Here is a 20,385-nt window from a genome sequence, read left to right as displayed (position 1 = left end):
GTGCTGCGATAGACTGGAGCGCCACCCAAAATATCCGGGTCTCAGTCAATTGCTGATTCAATCATCGTTTGTGCATCACTCCAAAGTTGTAGCAACCGTGTGGGGTCAAATTTGGTTTAAGTGATATCTGTTAGTTGGGATATTGTCAGCGTTTCTCTGTATTTGGTGGGCCGTGCAGGAATCGAACCTGCGACACCCTGATTAAAAGTCAGATGCTCTACCGACTGAGCTAACGGCCCGCAATTCAGGAACTCAAATCTACAGTACAAACGGCGAAGTTCACACCGATCGCCGTTGATTTTCTGGTATCTGGATTGGTCTGCTTGTTGATCGACAAGATGAGGATTTGCAGACAAGACACCCGAACTGAATAACAGAAATGGATTATATCAAACAGCATTCACGATGAAGCCCGATAGATTGCGGCGAATTGCGGTCGATGGATACAGAAATTCCAACCGTCAACAGTGGTTCTTGATCAGGTGTTTTGCGACAGGATCGACCCTGATCAATTCGCCGGTCTCAACTTGGGTTGGGATATCAACATCAAAGCCATGCATCAGCGTAAGCTCCGCAAATGCGGCACCCTGCACCATAATCGGATTCGCACGGTTTAGAATCAATGCGGCAGGTGCCAAACCTCTCGATACCATATCCAGGAGCATCCAGGCAGTAGCGACTCCGCCCTTCGCGGTATTCAAAACCAGAATCTTTCCGACGTAACTTTCCCCATATAACTTATGCGAAGGGCGGGAAAATACACCCCGTATTCGATCCAGATCATATCGGGCGCTGAAATCATCGCTGGCAGACAATGCTACCCCGGATATAGGGTTGCCCATTCCCGCTGAGCATCGGATAATCGTCTCATTCATTGTCATAGAACACCGGTTAGCGCCGCATCAACACACTGTTGCATTGTCGCAAGCTTGGGCTCGTAGCCGTAACCCGCAATGATGTTCACCAGCTTCGCTGAATTGCTGACAAGCATTCTCCAATCGTTCAATTGACCGAGTTCTCTCGCGTACATCTGATAGAAACACACACCGCTTAACACCGTGGCCCCAGATTGCTCCAACTGTTCGGTCAGACCAAACCGGTCACAGGCCGACTTGATTTCAGGCGAGGTGGCAATGAGGAGTTCAGTTGAAGGATTGATCCGACGACCGTCAAGAAACCTGACTATGTCCTGCACCTCGAACAAGGACACCTGCGGCGCCGCAAATACGACAACATCTACCTTGACTGACCGGTCCGCCTTGGCATACATCCGCTCGATGTCTGCGCGGCTAATGCTGACGGGCGTTCCATACGTCTCACCCGCGAACTTTTCGCAATTGAGCGCTTGCGGTGTAACGCCTTGAATGTGAAATAGCGGAACTGACCCGTAACTCGCCATAGCAGCTCCGAAGTGCTTCAGCTCATCGGAAGTTGGACTTCTGTCTATTCCAGAAATCCACGGGGTGTTCCAGTAAGAGCCCGCCTCCCTTCCAATCACGGCACCCAAAGCACCCCAATCAGAAAGCGTACGGGGACGGAAGTCCACCCGAAAATGATGGATGGCAACCCGACACTCATCAAGATGATACCCATAGCGCGGGACTCGCCCTGTCAGCGCGGCAGATAACGCGGCCGGTCCACCTTCGAAATTGCTGCGCGCTCCGAAAACACTGTTCGCGTAAATCACCGATCCGGTATCGCCAAAGGCGAGGTGTTCGCCGAATACCGGTGGCGCTACAGTCTGGTAGTTGATACACGTATCAGTCATCAGAACACCCATGGCCTGCAAGGCGTCAATGAGGCGTTGCTCACGCCTTGCAAACTCTTCAGGCTGACCAAACCGCCGGTAGTGACTGAACTCGATCCCCCTGGGATCAGTAACTGCAGGAATCACCACTTTTCGGCTTTCCTCACTGCTTCGCGCAAGTTTCTCGACATGTGCGATTCCGGCCTCGCCCAGCGATTCCGTATCACACATGATATGAGCCTGAGTCACTTCGACAAAATCCTCGGCACCGAAGAATTGCGCTACCTTCAGCTGCTGTTCCATCGCCCATTGGCGGGGGTAGCCATGCCGGCCATCCAGCATTTGCTTTTCGTGACTCGTCAACTTCACGTCAGAGGTCATGACCGAAAGCTCTCTTGCGCTTGATGTTCACCCGGTCTGCCCGGTCGCCTTCCCGGTGCAATCGGTCAGCAGATCTCAATCGGGTTGGTCAGGAAGAACTGATCCCGATACCTGCGCAGTTCCTCGATAGACTCCATGATGTCGTCCTTGGCGCGATGTCGGTTACGCTTGGTCTGCGTCAGCAACAATTCCGGCCGCCAACGTTTGGCAAGTTCCTTGATTGTGCTGACATCCAGATGGCGATAGTGGAGATATGCTGAAACCTGCGGCATGTATCGGTCAAGAAATCGCCGATCCTGACATATTGCATTGCCGCATAGCGGCGAGCGATTTTTCGTCGCATAACGTCTCAGGAACGAGAGGGTCTGCCGTTCCGCTTCCTGTTCATCAATCGTGGACGCTCGAACAAGATCAATCAGTCCACTCTCCCCATGTGTTTTTGTGTTCCATTCATCCATGGCGTTGAGGCGCTCATCGCTTTGGTGGATGACAAGTTCCGGTCCTTCCGCAACGATGTTCAGATGAATGTCAGTGACAATGGAAGCGATTTCGATAATCCTGTCATTTTGCGGGGAGAGCCCCGTCATCTCAAGATCAATCCAAACTAGATTGGACTTTTTTCGAACAACGGAATCAGCAGTCATCTCTGCGGCCTCCTTACATGTCGCGAGGGCGGGAGCAATATGTGAGTCGAGTTCCGACACCCTGCTTCCTGGCTTTTTGCACGGCCAGGTTTCCCAGCATGATATCGCTTATCGCAAACCCCTTATGCCAGAAAAGACTGCGCTCTGTATCCGACTCCCGACCCGGCTTCAGACCCGCAGCAATTTCTCCAACGTCCGCATACACATGCTCATCACGCAACTCCCCCTGCTGGACCAAGTCAGCGAACTGGCCGTAAGGAGAAATCTTGCACTGATTCCAATCATCAACTACGAATTTATCAACCGAAAACGGCAATTTTCTTTCGACGGATAACACCGCACCGTACGCCTGGACATGCGCGCCGGGTTTCACGTCCTTATCAGCCACTAGAATCTGATGCTCAAGCAGACGCGACGCGTCAATGATGATATCGGCATCCGCTACTGTATCCTTGGTGTTATCCTTCACTTTGATTTCCTTGCCGAGTTCAGATGACAAGACATCCGCAAACCGCTCTCTCGATTCAGGTCGTCGGCTGGTAACACGAATTTCCTCGAAATCGAAAATCTGATCAAGCATCCGTACGTTGTACCATGACGTACCGCGAGCGCCGATATGGCCCAGCACCCTGGAATTCCTGTCGGCGAGATACTTCGCACCGAGTGCAGTCACCGCGCCTGTTCGCATCCAGGTATTCAAAGTGCCGTCGACGATTGCGAATGGCACACCGGTTTCAGGATCGTAAAGATTTACCAGCGCAAATTCTGACGGCAGGTTATGCCGAAAGTTGTCGTGGAAGTCTCCAATGACCTTCACACCGGCGACGTTGACCGGTTCCACATAACCTTTGAGTATGTTGAACAACCGGTTCGGAAAATCCAGAACGAGATGACTTTTTGAGGGCATGATGACTTTCTGCCGGCCATGCGCGATCAGCCCGGCCTCAATGACGTCCATAACCTCCTTCAGGCCTAAGTTCAACGACTCTACATCGTCGTTTGAAAGGAACAACAGTTCCAGCTCATTCATTTGACTTGCACTCGATAGCTGTTCAACTTGCAGCATTACTGATCTCACCGGTCCACAAAGAGCAACGCAAGTCCTTGCAATCAGTTGGAGAAACTACAACGGGGATTTTATACACCAATCGAATCCTGCCGATTCAAGTGTTGTCAGTTGCAATTCACTCGATTTCGCTTCAATTCGAATAATCAAAATCAGACCAGATGCGAAGTTCAGGCACGTTGCAGCCGAATGGAACGTTCACAAAACTGATCCCGAGGCTCGCCTACGTTGCCTCGAGGACGCCGTCCATGCCTGAAAAACTCTCACAACATGGCTTCATTCAAGTGGCAACGAAAAGTTTAAAATATTCGCAGTTGCTGATATTTGCCTTGAACTGATTATCTGATCATCACCAACATGCCTTGACCGGTCTTTTCGGGTGGGGCGAATTGTCGAATGTCACCATTGCGGTCGTCAAGTTCAGAACCTTCCTGCTAACCTGACTTCCCGATCGAGGCGCTCGATTTCAACCATTCTCGTATGGAGTACACCGTGTCCAGCGTAATACACAGAAGCCTATCCAATTCGTTGCCAACTTTATCGCATGGGGAGGGTTTATTTGTCTACGATAACCAGAACAATTCCTATCTGGACGCTTCCGGAGGGGCGGCGGTTTGCTGCCTGGGACACAATCATCCCGCACCAATCGAGGCAATTCACAGACAGATCAGTCAGCTCCCCTATATTCACTCCGGATTCTTTACGTCTGACGTTACCGAAGAACTGGCCGAAGAACTGGCCGCGCTCGCACCGGGCGACATCAGGCATACCTTGTTTCTGTCCGGTGGGTCCGAAGCTGTTGAGTCGGCATTGAAACTGGCACGACAATATTATTTTGAGAAAGGACAGACGAAACGCAATCATTTCATATCCCGTCGCCAAAGTTACCACGGAAATACATTGGGAGTCCTTGCCGTCGGTCATCATGAGTCGAGAAAGGAACCCTATCGACCGCTGCTCATCGATTCGCATGCAATTTCGCCATGCTATCCCTATCGCGAACAGCGCGCCGATGAGTCAGAACAGGAATACGGCAGGAGGATTGCCGACGAGTTGGAGGCGAAAATTCTTGAGCTTCGACCGGAATCGGTCATCGGTTTCGTTGCCGAGACCGTCGGTGGCGCCACCGCTGGCGTGCAGCCGCCGGTTGATGGCTATCTGAAGCGGATTCGCCAGATATGCGACCGCTACGGTATATTGCTGATCCTCGATGAGGTGATGTGCGGAAGTGGACGAACCGGAACATTTTTCAGTTGCGAGCAGGACGGCGTGATACCCGACATCGTGATACTGGCAAAAGGACTGGGTGCCGGTTACCAGCCGATCGCTGCCACAATGTGCAGTTCCGAAATTTACGACACGCTTCAGCAGGGTTCAGGATCACTGGCCAACGGCTTCACCTATATGGGTCACGCAACAGCCTGTGCGGCATCACTGGCCGTAATCCGGACAATCGAGGAGGATAACCTGCTCGAAAATGTCACTAGACAGGGTAAACTGCTTGTCAATTTGCTGAACGAGCGTCTCGGATCTCACCCCAATGTGGGCGACATTCGAGGGCGGGGTCTGTTCGTCGGCGTCGAATTCGTCGCCAAGAGCCAAACCCGGGAACCCTTCGACCCGCGCCTGCAATTCCATTCAGTGTTGAAACAGGCCTGCCACAAAAATGGATTGCTGGTCTACCCCGGCGGCGGCACAATAGATGGCAAGAACGGTGACCATGTACTGCTCGCACCACCCTATATCGTTGACGAGGCACACATAGAAATGATCGTGGACCGATTGTACCAGTCCATTGAAGATGGACTGAAAACGATCAAGTCGTCCACAGTCGCCGCTTAGCTACTGGTCCGGCTGAGGCTTGCGAAACGGCTGGCTGATCAGTCGGTCAAGCCGCAGTTCCTGACCGTCGCGAAATATCGGCAGGCCGATCGACATGCCCAGATGTCCTTCCTGGGGCTGATCGCGATAAGTCCCGAACAGTCGATCCCACCACGGTAGATTGAACCCGAAGTTACTGTCGGTCTCGGTCCTGATCTCAGAGTGATGCACACGATGCATGTCAGGCGTTACCAGGAATAACCGCAATACGCGATCGATCGGGACTGGAATCCGAACATTCCCATGGTTGAACATGGATGTCGCATTCAGCACAATCTCGAACACAATCACCGCCATCGCGGGCGGTCCCAGCAAAGAGATGACCGCAAACTTGATCAGCATGGAGATTACGATTTCGACTGGATGAAAGCGGACACCGGTCGTTACGTCAATGTCGAGGTCAGTGTGATGCATACGATGGAATCGCCAGAAAAACTCCAACTTGTGAAACCACACATGCTGAGCGTAGATTGCAAGATCAAGAATCAGGACTGCGATGACAATCGCGATCCAGTTCGGCAGGTCCACGAGGTTCAGCAATCCAACTCCCTCCGATTCCAGAGTCAGCGCATAGGCCGCCGCTGTCAGCGGAATCACCAGTCGGACAACGACGGTATTGAGTATCGAAAGCGAAATATGGTTGGTCCATCGTCGCACTCTCGATAACTGCCATGGACGTTTGGGGTAAATGGTTTCCCACAACGCAACCGCCGCCAGGATCGCGAAGAATACACCCAGCCTCCAATACACTTCCTGTTCCATTCGTGCCTATCCGGATTCGGTTTCCAAACTACTGTCTTTCTCAGGATCTGCTGACAGTTCTTGACTGCGAGCAATGAGTTCCGCATAGACTTCAGGCGTGTCGATATCCGAAACCACGCCGGGGTCGTCAAACGCCACCTCGGTAACATTCTCTTCATAGTCACCGATCATATGCTTCGCACCCACGTCGCCCCGCACTTCCATCATCTCCTGCATATAACGACGATCCCATAGGACCGGATTTCCACGTTTTCCGTTGAATGTCGGGACACAGATCTGACGTTCGGTGACCGAGTCAAAAGAATCCACCAACGCATTGACATGCTCACTGCGCACAAACGGCATATCACCAAGACACACCAGAACCCCGGAAATTTCCGGTGGCAAGTTCGCGAGTGCCGTTCTGAGCGAGGTACTGAGCCCCTTCGAATATTCGGGATTGTTGACAAATGTCACCGAAGTTTCACTCAACTCCTTGCAGATCTCTTCGTGCTGGTGACCGGTCACGACGAATATCCGGGAGACTGTCGAACCTTCCAGATTCGCGACGACCTGTTGGATGACCGATCCGCTCCCAAGCGGAAGAAACAATTTGTTCTCCGTTCCCATCCGTCTGGACTGACCGGCAGCGAGAACAATCGCCGCGATTTCCTGTTCGCCGCGCCTGCTCCCGACTGTCGCGGCCGTACGACGTTCCGGGCGGCGCGAGGGTTCGGTAAGGATGCCTCCAACCCCCATTGCCATGATCTCTTCCGCGTCCATGTCCAGACCTGCAACGATTCGCTCAAATACAAAGTCAAATCCATTACGCTTGGGCGATCGTACGCACCCGGGCAGACCTAGGATTCGAGTTCGACCCGATTTGGCCAGTAACAGAAGATTTCCAGGGTCGACCGGCATTCCGAAATGCTCGATCTTTCCTCCCGCGTCCACAATCGCGCTCGGAATGACGTCCCGGCGATCCTGAATGGCTGTAGCGCCCAATACCAGGATCAAATCCAGATTCTCGCCCAGCAACTCCTGCACCATGCCCGAGACCTGATCCTCATGATGATCGCAAATCCTCTCAATCCCAATACTTAAGCCTACCATTTCGGCTCTCTCGCGCAGCATACGAGACCCCTTCTCGAGCAGACGCGGATTGAACCAATCCGTCCGAGTCTGAATCAGGCCGACGGTCAATGACTGAAACAGATTGACCCGGACCGCCGGCGCACCACTTGCCACCGCGGACACACATCGGTCAACCAGACGGCGGCTGACCGCATATGGCATCACCTTGACGGATGCCAGCAACTGACCGGGAAAGACCCTGCTGTGAGGGTCAAGCGTCGCGACTGTAACCGCCTCATCAACTGCATTCAACGATTGTATCCGCTCAGTCCGAAGTCGCAGCAAACCCCGGTCGGTGGCATACAGATTACAGCGGCCGGTTACCGCTTTTCTGGCCTCCACTCCGTGACCGGTGAGTACACGCGCAACCGCTTCAGCTGCCGCGTCCTCTCCGACATCGTTCGGTTCCAGTTTCGCGGCATGGACACTCTCAAACCCTTCATGGGCCAGCACACTGACATCGTGTGAAGACAACTGCCTTCCCTTCTTCCACTTTTGCTTCAAGACCACAATCGAATGGGCGAGAATCGCACCCTCGCAGTCTTTCAAAGGGATTCGACCGAATATCATTGTGACTGTGCCTTTCGCAACTTGTGTGTGATTTCAGCAATAATCGAGACCGCAATTTCTGCCGGTGACTGGGCGGCAATATCCAGACCTACGGGTGCGTGTATCCGATCGATCTGACTGGAAGTGATTCCCGACTGCGTCAGTCGGTCACATCGTTCGGCATGGGTTTTTCTGCTACCGAGCGCGCCAACGTAAAAAACCTCTGACTCAAGAGCCTCAATCAATGCCGGTTCGTCAAGTTTTGGATCGTGTGTCAGGGTAACCACTGCGGTCCGCGAGTCCAGTCCAAGATTCCTCATCGCCTGATCCGGCCATTCATGACTCAGATTCACACCGGGAAATCGCGTTTCCGAGGCAAATGCGCGGCGAGGGTCGATCAATGTGACATCGTAACCGCAGGACTGACCCATATCGACCAATGGCTTGGCGATGTGAACCGCACCGACAATCAACAATCTCAATGGAGAATTGTAAACCTGAATGAATTGTCGGTCGCCGTCGACTTCCACAACACGACTTTGATCGCGCCTGAAAGCATCACTTATTGCCAGCTCCAGCGATGTCGTACCGGTCAGTGTGTGGCGGAAGAAAAGGGCCTGGGTGTTGTCCTCAAGGTTGGTCACCAATGCAACCGCCTGTCTGTCGGAACCGGCATTGATCACCTCGTGGAGAATCGTCGTTTTCATGCCAACAGCTTGTTCAATCCACCGTGAGTGGTTCAACATACACCTGTATCTGACCGCCGCAGGCGAGCCCCACCTCCCATGCCTGATCATTGCTGACACCATATTCCAAGATCCGGGGTACGCCGGAATCCATCACGTCAATTGCTTCTTCAATCACCGCTGTCTCGACGCATCCGCCCGATACAGACCCCTCGAATTGTCGCAGATTGTTGACAACAAGCTGGCTGCCGACCGGGCGCGGCGATGATCCCCACGTTGAGATGACAGTGGCGATCGCAACGCGATACCTGTCATTCAGCCACTGTGCGGCAATGGAAAGTTCATTGGTCATGTTCGGATTGTCACTCATCTATAAAACTGCCTGTGCGGGTTGCAGCGACTCCTGCTCCGACAATCGTCGACGCCAATATGACCGGTTTTGATTCAGCCGGTTGGCGGCCGTGCGGGATCCGGATCCCAAGACGTGAGTCAGGTCGCTGAGACTGACAAGGTTGTGTACGGGCAAGAACGCGTCGACATGCGGCAACATCTTTCGGATTCCACTGACTTTCGGCTGAAACTCATCGTACCTCAGCAGAGGGTTCAGCCAGATCAACTTTCGGCAAGAACGTTGGAGCAGGCCGATCTGTGATTCCAGATCACCACTCTCCGAACGATCCAAACCGTCGGTTACGAGCAGGACGACAGCCGAGTGAAGAGGTAGCCGGCGAGCCCAGTTGAAGTTGAAATCCTTGAGACATTCGCCAATTTTCGTACCACCGTACCAGTCTGCGACCGAATCTGCGATCTCGTCCATCGCACAGTCAACGTCTCGAGTGCGCAACTGACGTGTGATGTTGGTCAGATTCGTTCCAAAGACAAAACAGGCGACTTCCTTTCGACTCAAAGTCAGTACGTGTCCAAAGTGCAGCATCATTCTCGAATATTCACTCATTGAACCCGAAATGTCACATAACAGAACGACCGGGACCTGTCTGCTCTTTCGTTTGCTCCTGATCAATGTGATCGTATCCGCGCCGCCTCGCATACTGCTCTTGAGGGTTCTTCGCATATCGAGCCTGTTGCCGGACGAATCAACCTGGTAGCGTCTGGTGGGTATCCGGTCAAATGCAGATCGCATGGTTGCGATTGCTTTTTTTGCCTCCTCCATCTCACTGCCCGACATCGAATCGAAATCGGTAGTCTGCAATCGTTCTCGATCAGAGAATGTCAGTGATGCGCGAAGTTCGATTTGTTCCTCACTTTCCGGCACCATGTCCTCAGAAACCGTGCCGGGATAGAGACTTTCCGTGAGTCTGCGTGCAAGTTCCCGGGACGACTTGTCACTTTGCGCAGTCCGCACTTCGGGGAGAAGAGCTGAGATGGATCGCTCGAATATCCGCGGGTTCTTCCAAAAAATATGGAACGCCTGATCAAAGATGTGTCGCTGACGCGGGTGATTCACCAAGACTGCATGCAGTGCCCAGTAGAAGTCTTCCCGATTCGCGACGCCGACCAGTCGCACCGCCTGAACCGCATCCAGGATTCTGCCGGTACCGACCGGCAAACCGGATGATCGCAATATGCGTCCGAAATGTACCAGATTCGCGACAAATTGCCCGTTGCCGACATCTGTTCCGATGTCATTCATGGCTTCACCCTAGGCACCGGCTGCAGAATGAACCGTCTCCAGTATGCGCATCGCCTGGTGCCCGCGAACCCGCTCAACATCTTCCTGATACTTCAACAGTACACCAAGCGTGTTGTCGACTACTGCAGGTTTCAAGCTGATCACGTCAATCTGAACCAGGGCATGAGCCCAATCGATTGTCTCCGCCACGCCTGGCACCTTATACAAATCCTCGTCACGCAGTTTTTGTACAAACCCCACGATCTGCCGGGCGAGTTCCGAACCTGCCTGCGGTGCCTTGGCGGCAAGAATCAAAAGTTCCCGCTCGGCATCAGGATAGTCAACCCAATGAAAAAAGCATCGCCGCTTGAGCGCATCATGAATCTCCCGGGTTCGGTTAGACGTAATGATCACGACTGGCGGCTCATCGGCTTTCACAGTTCCTATCTCCGGTATGGTTACCTGAAACTCTGACAGCAACTCGAGCAGATAAGCCTCGAATGGCTCGTCGGCCCTGTCGATCTCATCAATCAGCAAAACCGGGGCCGCGCCACTGCGACTATTGAGTGCCTGAAGGAGCGGTCGCTCGATCAGAAACCGTTGTGAGAATATATCCTTTGCAATTTCATCGCGATCGTGCACACCCTGTGCTTCCGCCAGACGAATCTCGATCATCTGCCTGGAATAGTCCCATTCGTACACGGTGGAAGATACATCGAGTCCCTCATAGCACTGCAGTCTGATGAAGGGTCGATCCATTGCCTGCGCAATAACCTTGGCGACTTCAGTCTTGCCGACACCCGCTTCGCCCTCAAGCAGAAGTGGTCGCCTCAGATTGAGGGCAAGAAAGACAGACGTCGCGAGACTCCGATCCGCGATATAGTTGCCTGCCGATAGCAGTTCCATGGTGGACGGGATGTCAACAGGAATCTTCATTGCGGAATGAATGTGGAGGACGCAGCTGTCAATGCGACTCGGCACCTGACCGAAGGTTGGTCAGGTGCCCGAAAACGAATGATTCAGATCAGCCGTTCGCCTTGTCCACCGCACGTTTTGCCATCACTGTGATCAGATGGGCACGATATTGCGCACTGGCATGGATATCCTCGTTCAGACCGTCGTCCGAAACCTGGACGTCCGCCACGCTTGAGGCCGCGAAGTCCTGATTCAGTGCCGCTTCCATTTCGCTGACCCTGAATACACATCCTCCGGCACCGGTAACGGCAACTCTGACACCATCCGAACCCTGTGCCACAAAGACGCCGACGATCGCATAGCGCGATGCCGGGTTTGGGAACTTACAGTAGGCGGCCTTGGACGGAACCTGGAACGAAACCGAAGTGACGATCTCGCCATCATCCAGGACAGTCTCAAACATTCCAGTAAAGAAATCATCGGCTGAGACGGAGCGACTTGTCGTATTGATGGTCGCCCTCAACGCCACCAAAGCGGCTGGATAGTCAGCAGCTGGATCGTTGTTGGAGATGGATCCACCCATGGTTCCCTTGTTTCGAACCTGAGGGTCACCGATTCCTCCTGCAAGATCAGCCAGAGCCGGTATTGCATCGCGCACCTGTGATGAGGCAGCGACCTGTGCATGGGTCGTCATCGCACCGATCGTCACGGTACCATCTGACGACGAAATGCCCGTGAGCTCGTCAATTGCGGACAGGTCGACGAGATCACTGGGCGATGCCAGGCGCTGTTTCAATGTGGGCAGCAGTGTGTGCCCACCGGCGAGCACGAGTGCATCGTCGGAATTTCTCAACAGCTCCGCCGCTTCATCCAGACTCGACGGACGTTTGTAATCAAAAGCATACATAATCAAACCTCAGTTGGGATGCCTACGCATCGCGAATCGCCTGCCACACCCTGTGTGGGGTCGCAGGCATATCAAGATTGGTCACACCGACTTCCGACAGTGCGTTCAGGATGGCATTGATGACGGCCGGTGGTGAACCGATCGCACCAGCCTCACCGCAACCCTTCACACCCAATGGATTGTGTGAGCACTCAGTCACTGTCGTGTCCACAGTGAAAGATGGCACATCCGCGGCACGCGGCATGGTGTAGTCCATGTATGAACCGGACAGCAACTGACCGGATTCATCATAACTGCAACCTTCCAGCAGTGCCTGACCGATACCCTGTACCAGTCCGCCATGTACCTGTCCCTCGACAATCATCGGATTGATGACCACACCGAAGTCATCGGTTGCATGAAAACTCACTATATCCACCGTTCCGGTTTCCGGGTCCACTTCAACCTCACAGACATAGGTTCCTGCAGGAAACGTGAAATTCTTCGGGTCGTAGAACGCAGTCTCTTCCAATCCGGGTTCGAGTTCCTCGAGTGGATACTGATGGGGAACATAGGCCGCCAAGGCAATTTCACCGAATGCCTTGGACTTGTCGGTTCCAGGCACGATGAACTGACCGTCCTCAAACTCGATGTCTGACTCGGAAGTCTCCAGCAGATGTGCGGCAATCTTCTTGCCTTTCGCAACGATCTTGTCGATTGCGTTCACGATCGCGGTGCCTCCGACTGCGATCGACCGGGAGCCGTAGGTTCCCATACCGAACGGAATCTTGTCGGTATCTCCGTGGACGATATCAATACTGTCGAAATCGATTCCCAGTTTCTCGGATACGACCTGGGCAAAAGTCGTCTCGTGCCCCTGCCCGTGGGAGTGTGATCCGGTCATCACACTGACCGAACCGGTCGGATTGACCCGAACTGTCGCAGCTTCATAGAGCCCTGCACGGGCCCCCAGGGAGCCGACAACATTGGACGGTGCGATTCCACACGCTTCAATATAGGACGCGATTCCAATACCGCGCAATTTACCGGATTGTTTCGATGCCGCCTTTCGGTTGCTGAATCCGGCATAGTCGGCGGCTTGAAGCGCCTGATCAAGACTGGCTTGATAGTTGCCTGTGTCATAGATGAGCGCCACCGGCGTCTGATACGGAAAATCACCTGGCTGGATGAAGTTGCGGCGTCTGATTTCCGCCGGGTCCATGCCCATGTCATCGGCGGCAACCTGAACAATTCTCTCCAGAAGATAGGTTGCTTCCGGACGTCCGGCGCCGCGATAGGCATCGACTGGTACCGTATTCGTAAAGACCGCTTTCACCTCACAATAGATGACCGGAGTCGAATACTGACCGGCCAGCAGCGTACCATGAAGATACGTTGGTATGCAAGGTGCAAACGTGGAAAGATAGGCTCCCATGTTCGCAAGCGTAGACTCACGCAGCGCAAGAAATTTTCCATCGCTGTCCAACGCCAGTTCGACTGAGGTTACATGATCCCGTCCATGCGCATCGGATTGAAATGACTCGCTGCGGTCTGCTGTCCACTTGACCGGCCGATTGATCTGACCGGATGCCCAGGTGACGATGATTTCCTCCGCATAATGGAAAATCTTCGATCCGAAACCGCCACCGACATCGGGCGCATGGACCCGCAATTTGTGCTCTGGCAGACCCAGTACAAATGCACCCATCAGCAGGCGGATCACATGCGGGTTCTGACTCGTGGTGTGCAGGGTATACTGACCGGTCGCCTGATCGTAGTCTCCAATCGCACACCTCGGTTCGATCGCGTTCGGAATCAGGCGATTGTTGACAAGATCCAGTCTGGACACATGATGCGCGTTGGAAAACGCCTCGTCGACAGCATCCTTGTCACCCAACCCCCAGTCATAGCAGACGTTGGTACCGACATCGTCGTGAACACTTGCTGACCCGTCTGTCACCGCAGCCTGCATGTCTACGACTGCATTGAGCACATCATAATCAACAATGATGCTTTCAGCGGCATCCCTGGCCTGGGTGCGGGACTGCGCCAGCACCACGGCAACCGGGTCACCCACGTGACGAACCTTGTCTTCCGCAAGCACCGGATGCTTGGGTTCGGCCATCGCGGAGCCGTCTTTGCTGTGCACCTGCCAGCCGCATGGAATGCCTCCGACCTCAGTCATGTCTGCGGATGTGAAAACAGCAACCACGCCCTCGGCCTTTCTTGCAGCGGAGGTGTCGATGGACTGAATCGCCGCATGGGCATGCGGGGAACGCAAGATATAGGCATAGACCTGGCCGGGCAGATTCATGTCATCTGTGTATTTGCCTGCGCCCTGTACGAAACGCAGGTCTTCTTTACGGCGTACAGATGCGCCGATTCCGGTATCACCCATCACTGCACCTCCCTCATGGCCTCAGCACCGGCCTGAATGGACTTGACAATATTATGGTAGCCTGTGCAACGGCAAAGGTTACCTTCCAGCCACTCCCGAACCTCCTGCTCGGTAGGGTCCGAGTTGACGCTCACCAGATCCAGTGCGCTCATGATCATGCCGGGAGTGCAGAAACCGCACTGCAGACCGTGGTGTTGGCGAAACGCCTCCTGCATCGGATGCAGTTCTCCATCAATGGCCAAGCCTTCGATGGTTGTGACCTGCGCGCCATCTGCCTGTGCGGCCAGCATGGTGCAGCTCTTCACTGACTTGCCGTTGACGTGCACAACACACGCACCGCACTGACTGGTGTCACAACCCACATGCGTGCCGGTCAATCGTTGATCAACACGAAGAAAGTCAACCAGCAATGTCCGCGCATCGACCTCAGCCGACACGCTGTTACCGTTGACAGTCATTGATACAGTTACACTCATAAAATACTCTCCCTGGTTTGTTGTGCCGAGTACTGAAAACCGGACTGTCTGCGCTTCTTTTTGTGTCCAGTCCTTATCTGATCGGCTCCCTGTAACTAAAATCGCTTTCCCGACTTGTCCGTTGATTCGCAGCGGCCATTTTCGAGCCGGTCAAATCACACGAATCAGGTAATCTTTCGGTGAAATTCAATATACTCGTTTGGTGCCTCATTGTCGAGTGCTGTCCTCGCTCATTCCAGCGACAAAAGCATCAAAAAACTCATCGATGATCTTGGTCGACATGCCGGTCATCAAGCGGGAGCCGATCTGAGCGATTTTTCCACCGATCTTGACCTGGGCGCCATAAAAGAGCTCGCATCCGTCAGCAACATCCTCGAGTCTGATTGTGGCTTCCGCTTTGGCGAATCCGAGAGCACGGGCATTGGCTGAGCCTGTAATCCGATAACCCTCCTGCTCCACCGCATCCGAAATTGTCATCCGAATCTGCATCCTTGCCTTGATCGCACTGAACTTGAGCGTGATCACGCCCTCAAGCTCGTCGTCAGAGATCCATTGGAGTGACTCACATCCGGATAGTGAGTCGCGGATCAGGTCTGCGTCATGTAACGATCGCCATACCCTGGCACGCTCAACGGGCAATACCCGACTTCCTGAAATTTCCATATCCTATTCCAATAACTCACATCTGATCATGTGTGTTCAGGTGATGTCAAGTCATGAGTCTCATACCGGCGGGGACTCGAACATATAAAATAATCCATAGCGAAAGGTGAATCTTCAATGTCATGACAAAGCAGTCCGACCCGCCGAAAAGTTCAGTCTCACTGTTCGGAGACTACAGGCAAATCAAGAAAAGTGATGAGCCTGATACCCTTGCACCTGGAAAACTCCGAATGGTTATAACCTATTTGGAGATGAGAAAACCACCGATCTACCCCCGCACATCAACCCGCGCCGAGAACCTGTCCATCATACGTGCCTACGATCCGGGTACAGGCTTTTATCGATATCTGTATAACGCGGTGGGAAAGGATTGGTTGTGGTACGAGCGGAATCTGCTCAGCGACGAGGAACTGGAAAAAATCATCCACCACCCCAAGGTCCGATTGTATGTGCTCTATCTGAAAGGTACACCGGCCGGATATTGCGAGCTGGACTTCAGGGTGAATAGGGAAGTTGAAATCGCTTACTTTGGATTGCTTCCGGAATTCACTGGTCGGGGACTCGGAACATATTTTCTTCATTGGGGCGTAAAGACCGCATGGTCTGAGAATCCTAAACGGGTGTGGGTACACACCTGCAACTTTGATTCACCCCATGCTCTTGCGACCTACCAGAAGGCGGGTTTTTCGGTCTATCGCCAGGAAGCTCAGATAATCGATGACCCGCGGATCGACCTCAATACTCACTGACCGGATTTGAAGACGCTGTTTTGCTGATAAGTCCGGTCGGAAGTCTGTTGGATGGCCTTCGAAACTCAAATGTTGTCAGCAGTCCATCCCTCGGCTATGAGACAATCTGACCGAGTACCTCCACAACACAATCCATCCGACACCCTCAAGCACCAGCATTGTGCGACCGAAGTCAGTATCACAGCAGGGATGCCTGCGAGGAGAACTTGATTCTATCCTGAGAACTTCGAACTGATGATCAACGTAAAGTCAGAAATTTGACACTTGGTTTGTGCACAAATAAGAATCCTTGCTGCCAACCGATGAATTTGAACGAACCCTGAGCCGGCCCAAGTTCAATGAATTTATGGTCTCCTCGGTGCGGGGATTGTTTCAAAAGGTGCGAGATTCTCTCTACACTTGACTTGCCTTGAAAATTGTTTTCATTGTGCGGGGTGAATGACACCAATCATGACCGTTTAGTACCAAGTTCCAGCGGAGCATCAAGTACATGGACTTTTTGTCAAAATCAGAATCAGAACAACTGATGAGTGCACGGTAAATGCAACTGTCTGACCCTTGAAGTGACACTGCAGTCTAAATTACTATGGCTGGATTCACTTACGCTGACTGATCAGAATTTCCAAGTTATATGTTTTGATACAATCAATTTAGAAAGTGACGGGGCAGGCTTGTTTCGCGGTCCTGATTATGTATCGCCCATTCAGTCGAACTGGCATCATCCGTGTTGTCTCGGTTCACAGTCAGGACCACAACCTTCGCCCAAGTAGAGGAGTGATTATGGAAAAAATTTACGACTGGACAACACCTTTGAATGTTGTATCCGGCTGGTTTGAGGGATTCATAGATTTCCTGCCCAATCTGATCGGTGCCTTTATTCTGCTCTTTATTGGATGGCTGGTCTCTCGATTGGTGAGAACAGTGGTTGTCAGACTCATCAAGGGTCTTGACCGGTTTTCCGGAAAGATCAGATTTATCGGAATCGACCCCGATTCGAAACTAGGCGAATCTTCAGCAAACTTCATCGGCAGCATCCTTTACTGGTTTACTTTCCTGATTTTCATAACCTCCGCCGCGAGCCTGCTCGGAATGAATATGTTCGCCGGCTGGCTGAGCAGGTTGGTTGACTATCTGCCCAACATCCTGTCCGGCGTGCTGATCGTCGGCGCCGGGGTCATTTTCAGCAATCTGATCTTTCAGGCTGTTCTCGCGACGAAGGTCGGCGTAAGCGACTCGCAACGTACGGTAGTCGCCAGAGGGGCGCAGTTTTTCTTTCTGCTCATGCTCGTCCTGATCGGTGTCAACCAGATCGGAATCGATATCACCGTAATCGTCATTGTGATGTCGGTCGTGATCGGTGCCCTGCTCGGGGGACTGTCCATCGCGTTCAGTCTCGGTGCCAGAACATTGGTCAGCAACCTGATCGGCATCCGCTACCTGAATCCGGACTACCGGGTCGGCGAATTGATCCGGGTCGGCGAATACGAAGGAACAGTCTTGGAAATCAATTCCGTTTCCATCGTACTGGACGGTGAACACGGCCGTGTCACAATTCCCGCCCGAATCCTGTCAGAGCAGCCAAGCATCTTGATCAAGCAGGAGAACGACGATGTCTGAACACATGCAACTGGTGCAGTATTTCATCGAGACGAAGAACCAGGATGCGGCGCGAGCGATCGAACAAATGTCCTCTGACGTCATGGCCAGTCTTCTCGAGGACTTACCGGACGCCACCGCGCTCACCGCCCTGACTGCGATGCTCCCCTATCACGCATCCATTGGCATCCGGGCTTTACCGCTTCCCACAGCAATCGGCTATCTCGGCAGATTATCGCCCAATCACGCGGCCGCAATACTGAGATGCATTGGCAGCAAGCAACGCAATGAACTGATTCGCCAACTGCCAAAATCCAAGTCAGTGCCCATCACCCTGACGATCAATTACTCGCAACTGCTCGTAGGTGCCTGGATGAATTCCGACATCCAGCCACTGCCGGCAAATATCACCGCCGCAGATGCCTGCCGCCGGATCGAGTCGCAGAGCCAGAAATACGCTATTGCTTTTGCAGTCAACAGCGATCTCACCATCAAGGGTTTCGTTTCAGTTGTAGACCTGTATCAGCGTGCCGACAGGAACAGTCCAATCACGACACTGATCCAGGATGGTGTTGGTGCGATATACGCATCATCCAGATTGAAACAGGCAATCAACGACGGTCGATGGGCAGATACTGAGGTATTGCCAGTTGTCGATCGGCAAAGCAAACTGATCGGTGCGATCCGTTTCGTTGATCTGGTCGCAGCACTGAACACCCAGCAGGACTCCACACCAAAAGATGTCGGTGAAAACGAATTTCTTGGATTCACCGAGTCCTGCTATGTCGGAATGGCCAATCTTGTTTCCATGACTTTGGCCGGCAACAATCAAATCAAGGATTCAACCTGATAGAAGGGCAAACCGAAATGAACGCCAATCAAAATGTAGAAACAGCACTGGACAGTCTGACAGCGAAGTTTTTCGAGGAAGCACCAAGCAGTGCAGCCTACAGACTGGAAACTCTCACCGTCAAGGCAGCAACAGATGTCTTGCGACGAGTCCCGATTACCACTGCATCAACGGTCTGGGAATTGCTCAATCCGCAATACGGTGCACAAATCATCAATCACCTGCCGGTTGAGAACGCCAGCGAAGTACTTCGCGGAATTGACCCGGGACGGGCAGCATCCATTCTCGCGCTGGCTGACCCGCGCACGAAAGAGTCTGTTCTTTCCAGCGTCGATGAAGCAACTGCAAACCAAATCAGCGAACTGATCGACTATCCGCACGACAGTGCCGGCGGGCTCATGGATACACGGGTGCTGACATTTCCCGGCAACACCACGGTTTCAGAGGCGAAGCAGATCATCCGCAATGCTGGCCTGAACACCGCAGTTTACGAACTTCGCATTGTCGACGAGCAACGTATTCTCAAGTCGCTTGTAGACATCAAGGATTTCGCGCTGGCCGATTCGGCGGCTACGCTGGACAGTATTTCCAAAGGCATTGAAGCCGTTGTCAAGCCAATGGATTCCCGGCAGGAGATTATCGAAAAGATGGAGGAGTTCCGACTGGAAGAACTCACCGTGATCGATGGCAACGGGCATATTCTAGGAGTCATCCGATATTCCACACTGATGGATACACTGAAGGAAAGCGCGACACTTGACATACAGACCATGGTCGGTGCAAGCAAGGATGAAACAGCCAATTCGAGCATCGGATTCGCAGTTCGAAAGCGAATGCCCTGGCTTCAGGTCAATCTGCTGACAGCATTCCTGGCTGCTGCGGTGGTTGGCCTGTTCGAAGGGACAATCGCCAAAATCACTGCGTTGGCGGTCCTGCTGCCGGTGGTCGCCGGACAGTCTGGAAATGCAGGTGCGCAGGCATTGGCGGTCACCATGCGCAGTCTATCGTTGCGCGAAGTCAATCTCGGAGACTGGCTTAAGCTGGCCATCAAGGAAGGTAACGTTGGACTCTGGAATGGAATTTCCATTGCGATCGTCTGCGGAATCGGTGTCTATGTCTGGAGTGGGACATTCGGACTGGTACTGGTGATCGTATCGTCGATGATCATCAGCATGATACTGGCAGGGCTTGCTGGCGCCCTGATTCCTATGGGACTGATGCGATTGGGACAGGATCCGGCGGTGGCATCTTCAATCGTTTTGACGACTGTTACCGATATTGCCGGATTTTTCTCATTTCTAGGGATTGCGACGCTGCTGATGGGAATGCTCGTCTGACTCCGTCCATACCGGTCCCGGCAGTCCGCCGTTCAGACTCCCCCCGTTTGTCAGCG

Annotated in this window: 19 protein-coding genes and 1 tRNA gene; 5 read left to right on the top strand and 15 right to left on the bottom strand. The window is 53.1% G+C overall.

Annotated features, from left to right (window positions below):
- Positions 1 to 163 precede the first annotated feature (163 nt).
- From OXI60_08700 to OXI60_08680, 5 genes are all read right to left on the bottom strand, one after another.
- Positions 164 to 239 (bottom strand) — tRNA-Lys (locus OXI60_08700).
- Positions 240 to 461: 222 nt separating this feature from the next.
- Positions 462 to 875 (bottom strand): DUF126 domain-containing protein, encoded by a 414-nt coding sequence (locus tag OXI60_08695; protein ID MDE0309890.1) that lies wholly within the window; start codon positions 873 to 875, stop codon positions 462 to 464.
- 2 nt (positions 876 to 877) lie between these two features.
- Positions 878 to 2,128 carry an aconitase X catalytic domain-containing protein gene (locus tag OXI60_08690; protein MDE0309889.1) on the bottom strand — a complete coding sequence of 417 codons (1,251 nt, stop codon included), beginning with the start codon at positions 2,126 to 2,128 and terminating at the stop codon, positions 878 to 880.
- A 65-nt stretch (positions 2,129 to 2,193) separates the two neighbouring features.
- Positions 2,194 to 2,772 (bottom strand): oligoribonuclease, encoded by a 579-nt coding sequence (gene orn / locus OXI60_08685; GenBank protein MDE0309888.1) that lies wholly within the window; start codon positions 2,770 to 2,772, stop codon positions 2,194 to 2,196.
- Positions 2,773 to 2,785: 13 nt separating this feature from the next.
- A complete protein-coding gene (locus OXI60_08680; protein ID MDE0309887.1) occupies positions 2,786 to 3,838 on the bottom strand; it encodes an ornithine cyclodeaminase family protein in 1,053 nt (350 codons plus the stop codon).
- 492 nt (positions 3,839 to 4,330) lie between these two features.
- Here OXI60_08680 and OXI60_08675 point away from each other — a divergent pair, with 492 nt between their 5' ends.
- Positions 4,331 to 5,680, top strand: a complete 1,350-nt coding sequence (locus OXI60_08675; protein MDE0309886.1) for an aspartate aminotransferase family protein — start codon at positions 4,331 to 4,333, stop codon at positions 5,678 to 5,680.
- On the opposite strand, the gene OXI60_08670 is transcribed toward OXI60_08675, so the two are convergent.
- The 10 genes from OXI60_08670 to OXI60_08625 form a co-directional block, all read right to left on the bottom strand.
- A complete protein-coding gene (locus OXI60_08670) occupies positions 5,681 to 6,481 on the bottom strand; it encodes a sterol desaturase family protein (protein ID MDE0309885.1) in 801 nt (266 codons plus the stop codon).
- A 6-nt stretch (positions 6,482 to 6,487) separates the two neighbouring features.
- Entirely contained in the window at positions 6,488 to 8,143 is a 1,656-nt protein-coding gene (locus tag OXI60_08665) for a molybdopterin-binding/glycosyltransferase family 2 protein (GenBank protein ID MDE0309884.1), read from the bottom strand.
- A 17-nt stretch (positions 8,144 to 8,160) separates the two neighbouring features.
- Entirely contained in the window at positions 8,161 to 8,850 is a 690-nt protein-coding gene (locus OXI60_08660) for an XdhC family protein (protein MDE0309883.1), read from the bottom strand.
- A gap of 13 nt (positions 8,851 to 8,863) precedes the next feature.
- Positions 8,864 to 9,199, bottom strand: coding sequence for a hypothetical protein (locus OXI60_08655; protein ID MDE0309882.1), 336 nt, complete (start codon positions 9,197 to 9,199; stop codon positions 8,864 to 8,866).
- Positions 9,200 to 10,480 (bottom strand): VWA domain-containing protein, encoded by a 1,281-nt coding sequence (locus OXI60_08650; GenBank protein ID MDE0309881.1) that lies wholly within the window; start codon positions 10,478 to 10,480, stop codon positions 9,200 to 9,202.
- Between the two features lie 9 nt (positions 10,481 to 10,489).
- Positions 10,490 to 11,395, bottom strand: a complete 906-nt coding sequence (locus OXI60_08645) for a MoxR family ATPase (protein ID MDE0309880.1) — start codon at positions 11,393 to 11,395, stop codon at positions 10,490 to 10,492.
- Positions 11,396 to 11,483: 88 nt separating this feature from the next.
- A complete protein-coding gene (locus OXI60_08640; GenBank protein ID MDE0309879.1) occupies positions 11,484 to 12,281 on the bottom strand; it encodes a xanthine dehydrogenase family protein subunit M in 798 nt (265 codons plus the stop codon).
- A gap of 22 nt (positions 12,282 to 12,303) precedes the next feature.
- Positions 12,304 to 14,658 carry a xanthine dehydrogenase family protein molybdopterin-binding subunit gene (locus tag OXI60_08635; GenBank protein MDE0309878.1) on the bottom strand — a complete coding sequence of 785 codons (2,355 nt, stop codon included), beginning with the start codon at positions 14,656 to 14,658 and terminating at the stop codon, positions 12,304 to 12,306.
- Positions 14,658 to 15,134: a (2Fe-2S)-binding protein gene (locus tag OXI60_08630; GenBank protein ID MDE0309877.1), complete on the bottom strand. Its 477-nt coding sequence runs from the start codon at positions 15,132 to 15,134 to the stop codon at positions 14,658 to 14,660. The genes OXI60_08635 and OXI60_08630 overlap by 1 nt, the downstream gene beginning before the upstream one ends.
- A 207-nt stretch (positions 15,135 to 15,341) precedes the next feature.
- Positions 15,342 to 15,797 (bottom strand): carbon monoxide dehydrogenase subunit G, encoded by a 456-nt coding sequence (locus OXI60_08625; protein ID MDE0309876.1) that lies wholly within the window; start codon positions 15,795 to 15,797, stop codon positions 15,342 to 15,344.
- Between the two features lie 122 nt (positions 15,798 to 15,919).
- Between OXI60_08625 and OXI60_08620 the strand changes: the two genes are divergently transcribed.
- The 4 genes from OXI60_08620 (at position 15,920) to mgtE (ending at position 20,329) form a co-directional block, all read left to right on the top strand.
- Positions 15,920 to 16,546, top strand: a complete 627-nt coding sequence (locus OXI60_08620) for a GNAT family N-acetyltransferase (GenBank protein ID MDE0309875.1) — start codon at positions 15,920 to 15,922, stop codon at positions 16,544 to 16,546.
- A gap of 780 nt (positions 16,547 to 17,326) precedes the next feature.
- Positions 17,327 to 18,163, top strand: coding sequence for a mechanosensitive ion channel (locus tag OXI60_08615; protein ID MDE0309874.1), 837 nt, complete (start codon positions 17,327 to 17,329; stop codon positions 18,161 to 18,163).
- Entirely contained in the window at positions 18,156 to 18,992 is an 837-nt protein-coding gene (locus tag OXI60_08610; protein MDE0309873.1) for a hypothetical protein, read from the top strand. Before OXI60_08615 ends, OXI60_08610 begins: the two co-directional genes overlap by 8 nt.
- Positions 18,993 to 19,009: 17 nt before the next feature.
- A complete protein-coding gene (mgtE, locus tag OXI60_08605; GenBank protein MDE0309872.1) occupies positions 19,010 to 20,329 on the top strand; it encodes a magnesium transporter in 1,320 nt (439 codons plus the stop codon).
- The last annotated feature ends 56 nt before the right edge of the window (positions 20,330 to 20,385 follow it).

Source organism: Acidiferrobacterales bacterium (assembly GCA_028820695.1).
GTDB lineage: Bacteria > Pseudomonadota > Gammaproteobacteria > Arenicellales > JAJDZL01 > JAJDZL01.
The sequence above is the reverse complement of the archived record's forward strand: the minus strand, read 5'-3'. Positions and strand labels throughout refer to the sequence as shown.

Excerpts from the sequence above, each read along its gene's own strand:
- OXI60_08695 (MDE0309890.1), bottom strand. The coding sequence starts at position 875 with ATGAATGAGACGATTATCCGATGCTCAGCGGGAATGGGCAACCCTATA.
- OXI60_08690 (MDE0309889.1), bottom strand. The coding sequence starts at position 2,128 with ATGACCTCTGACGTGAAGTTGACGAGTCACGAAAAGCAAATGCTGGAT.
- orn (MDE0309888.1), bottom strand. The coding sequence starts at position 2,772 with ATGACTGCTGATTCCGTTGTTCGAAAAAAGTCCAATCTAGTTTGGATT.
- OXI60_08680 (MDE0309887.1), bottom strand. The coding sequence starts at position 3,838 with ATGCTGCAAGTTGAACAGCTATCGAGTGCAAGTCAAATGAATGAGCTG.
- OXI60_08670 (MDE0309885.1), bottom strand. The coding sequence starts at position 6,481 with ATGGAACAGGAAGTGTATTGGAGGCTGGGTGTATTCTTCGCGATCCTG.
- OXI60_08660 (MDE0309883.1), bottom strand. The coding sequence starts at position 8,850 with ATGAAAACGACGATTCTCCACGAGGTGATCAATGCCGGTTCCGACAGA.
- OXI60_08655 (MDE0309882.1), bottom strand. The coding sequence starts at position 9,199 with ATGAGTGACAATCCGAACATGACCAATGAACTTTCCATTGCCGCACAG.
- OXI60_08650 (MDE0309881.1), bottom strand. The coding sequence starts at position 10,480 with ATGAATGACATCGGAACAGATGTCGGCAACGGGCAATTTGTCGCGAAT.
- OXI60_08645 (MDE0309880.1), bottom strand. The coding sequence starts at position 11,395 with ATGAAGATTCCTGTTGACATCCCGTCCACCATGGAACTGCTATCGGCA.
- OXI60_08640 (MDE0309879.1), bottom strand. The coding sequence starts at position 12,281 with ATGTATGCTTTTGATTACAAACGTCCGTCGAGTCTGGATGAAGCGGCG.
- OXI60_08635 (MDE0309878.1), bottom strand. The coding sequence starts at position 14,658 with ATGGGTGATACCGGAATCGGCGCATCTGTACGCCGTAAAGAAGACCTG.
- OXI60_08630 (MDE0309877.1), bottom strand. The coding sequence starts at position 15,134 with ATGAGTGTAACTGTATCAATGACTGTCAACGGTAACAGCGTGTCGGCT.
- OXI60_08625 (MDE0309876.1), bottom strand. The coding sequence starts at position 15,797 with ATGGAAATTTCAGGAAGTCGGGTATTGCCCGTTGAGCGTGCCAGGGTA.
- OXI60_08620 (MDE0309875.1), top strand. The coding sequence starts at position 15,920 with ATGACAAAGCAGTCCGACCCGCCGAAAAGTTCAGTCTCACTGTTCGGA.
- OXI60_08615 (MDE0309874.1), top strand. The coding sequence starts at position 17,327 with ATGGAAAAAATTTACGACTGGACAACACCTTTGAATGTTGTATCCGGC.
- OXI60_08610 (MDE0309873.1), top strand. The coding sequence starts at position 18,156 with ATGTCTGAACACATGCAACTGGTGCAGTATTTCATCGAGACGAAGAAC.
- mgtE (MDE0309872.1), top strand. The coding sequence starts at position 19,010 with ATGAACGCCAATCAAAATGTAGAAACAGCACTGGACAGTCTGACAGCG.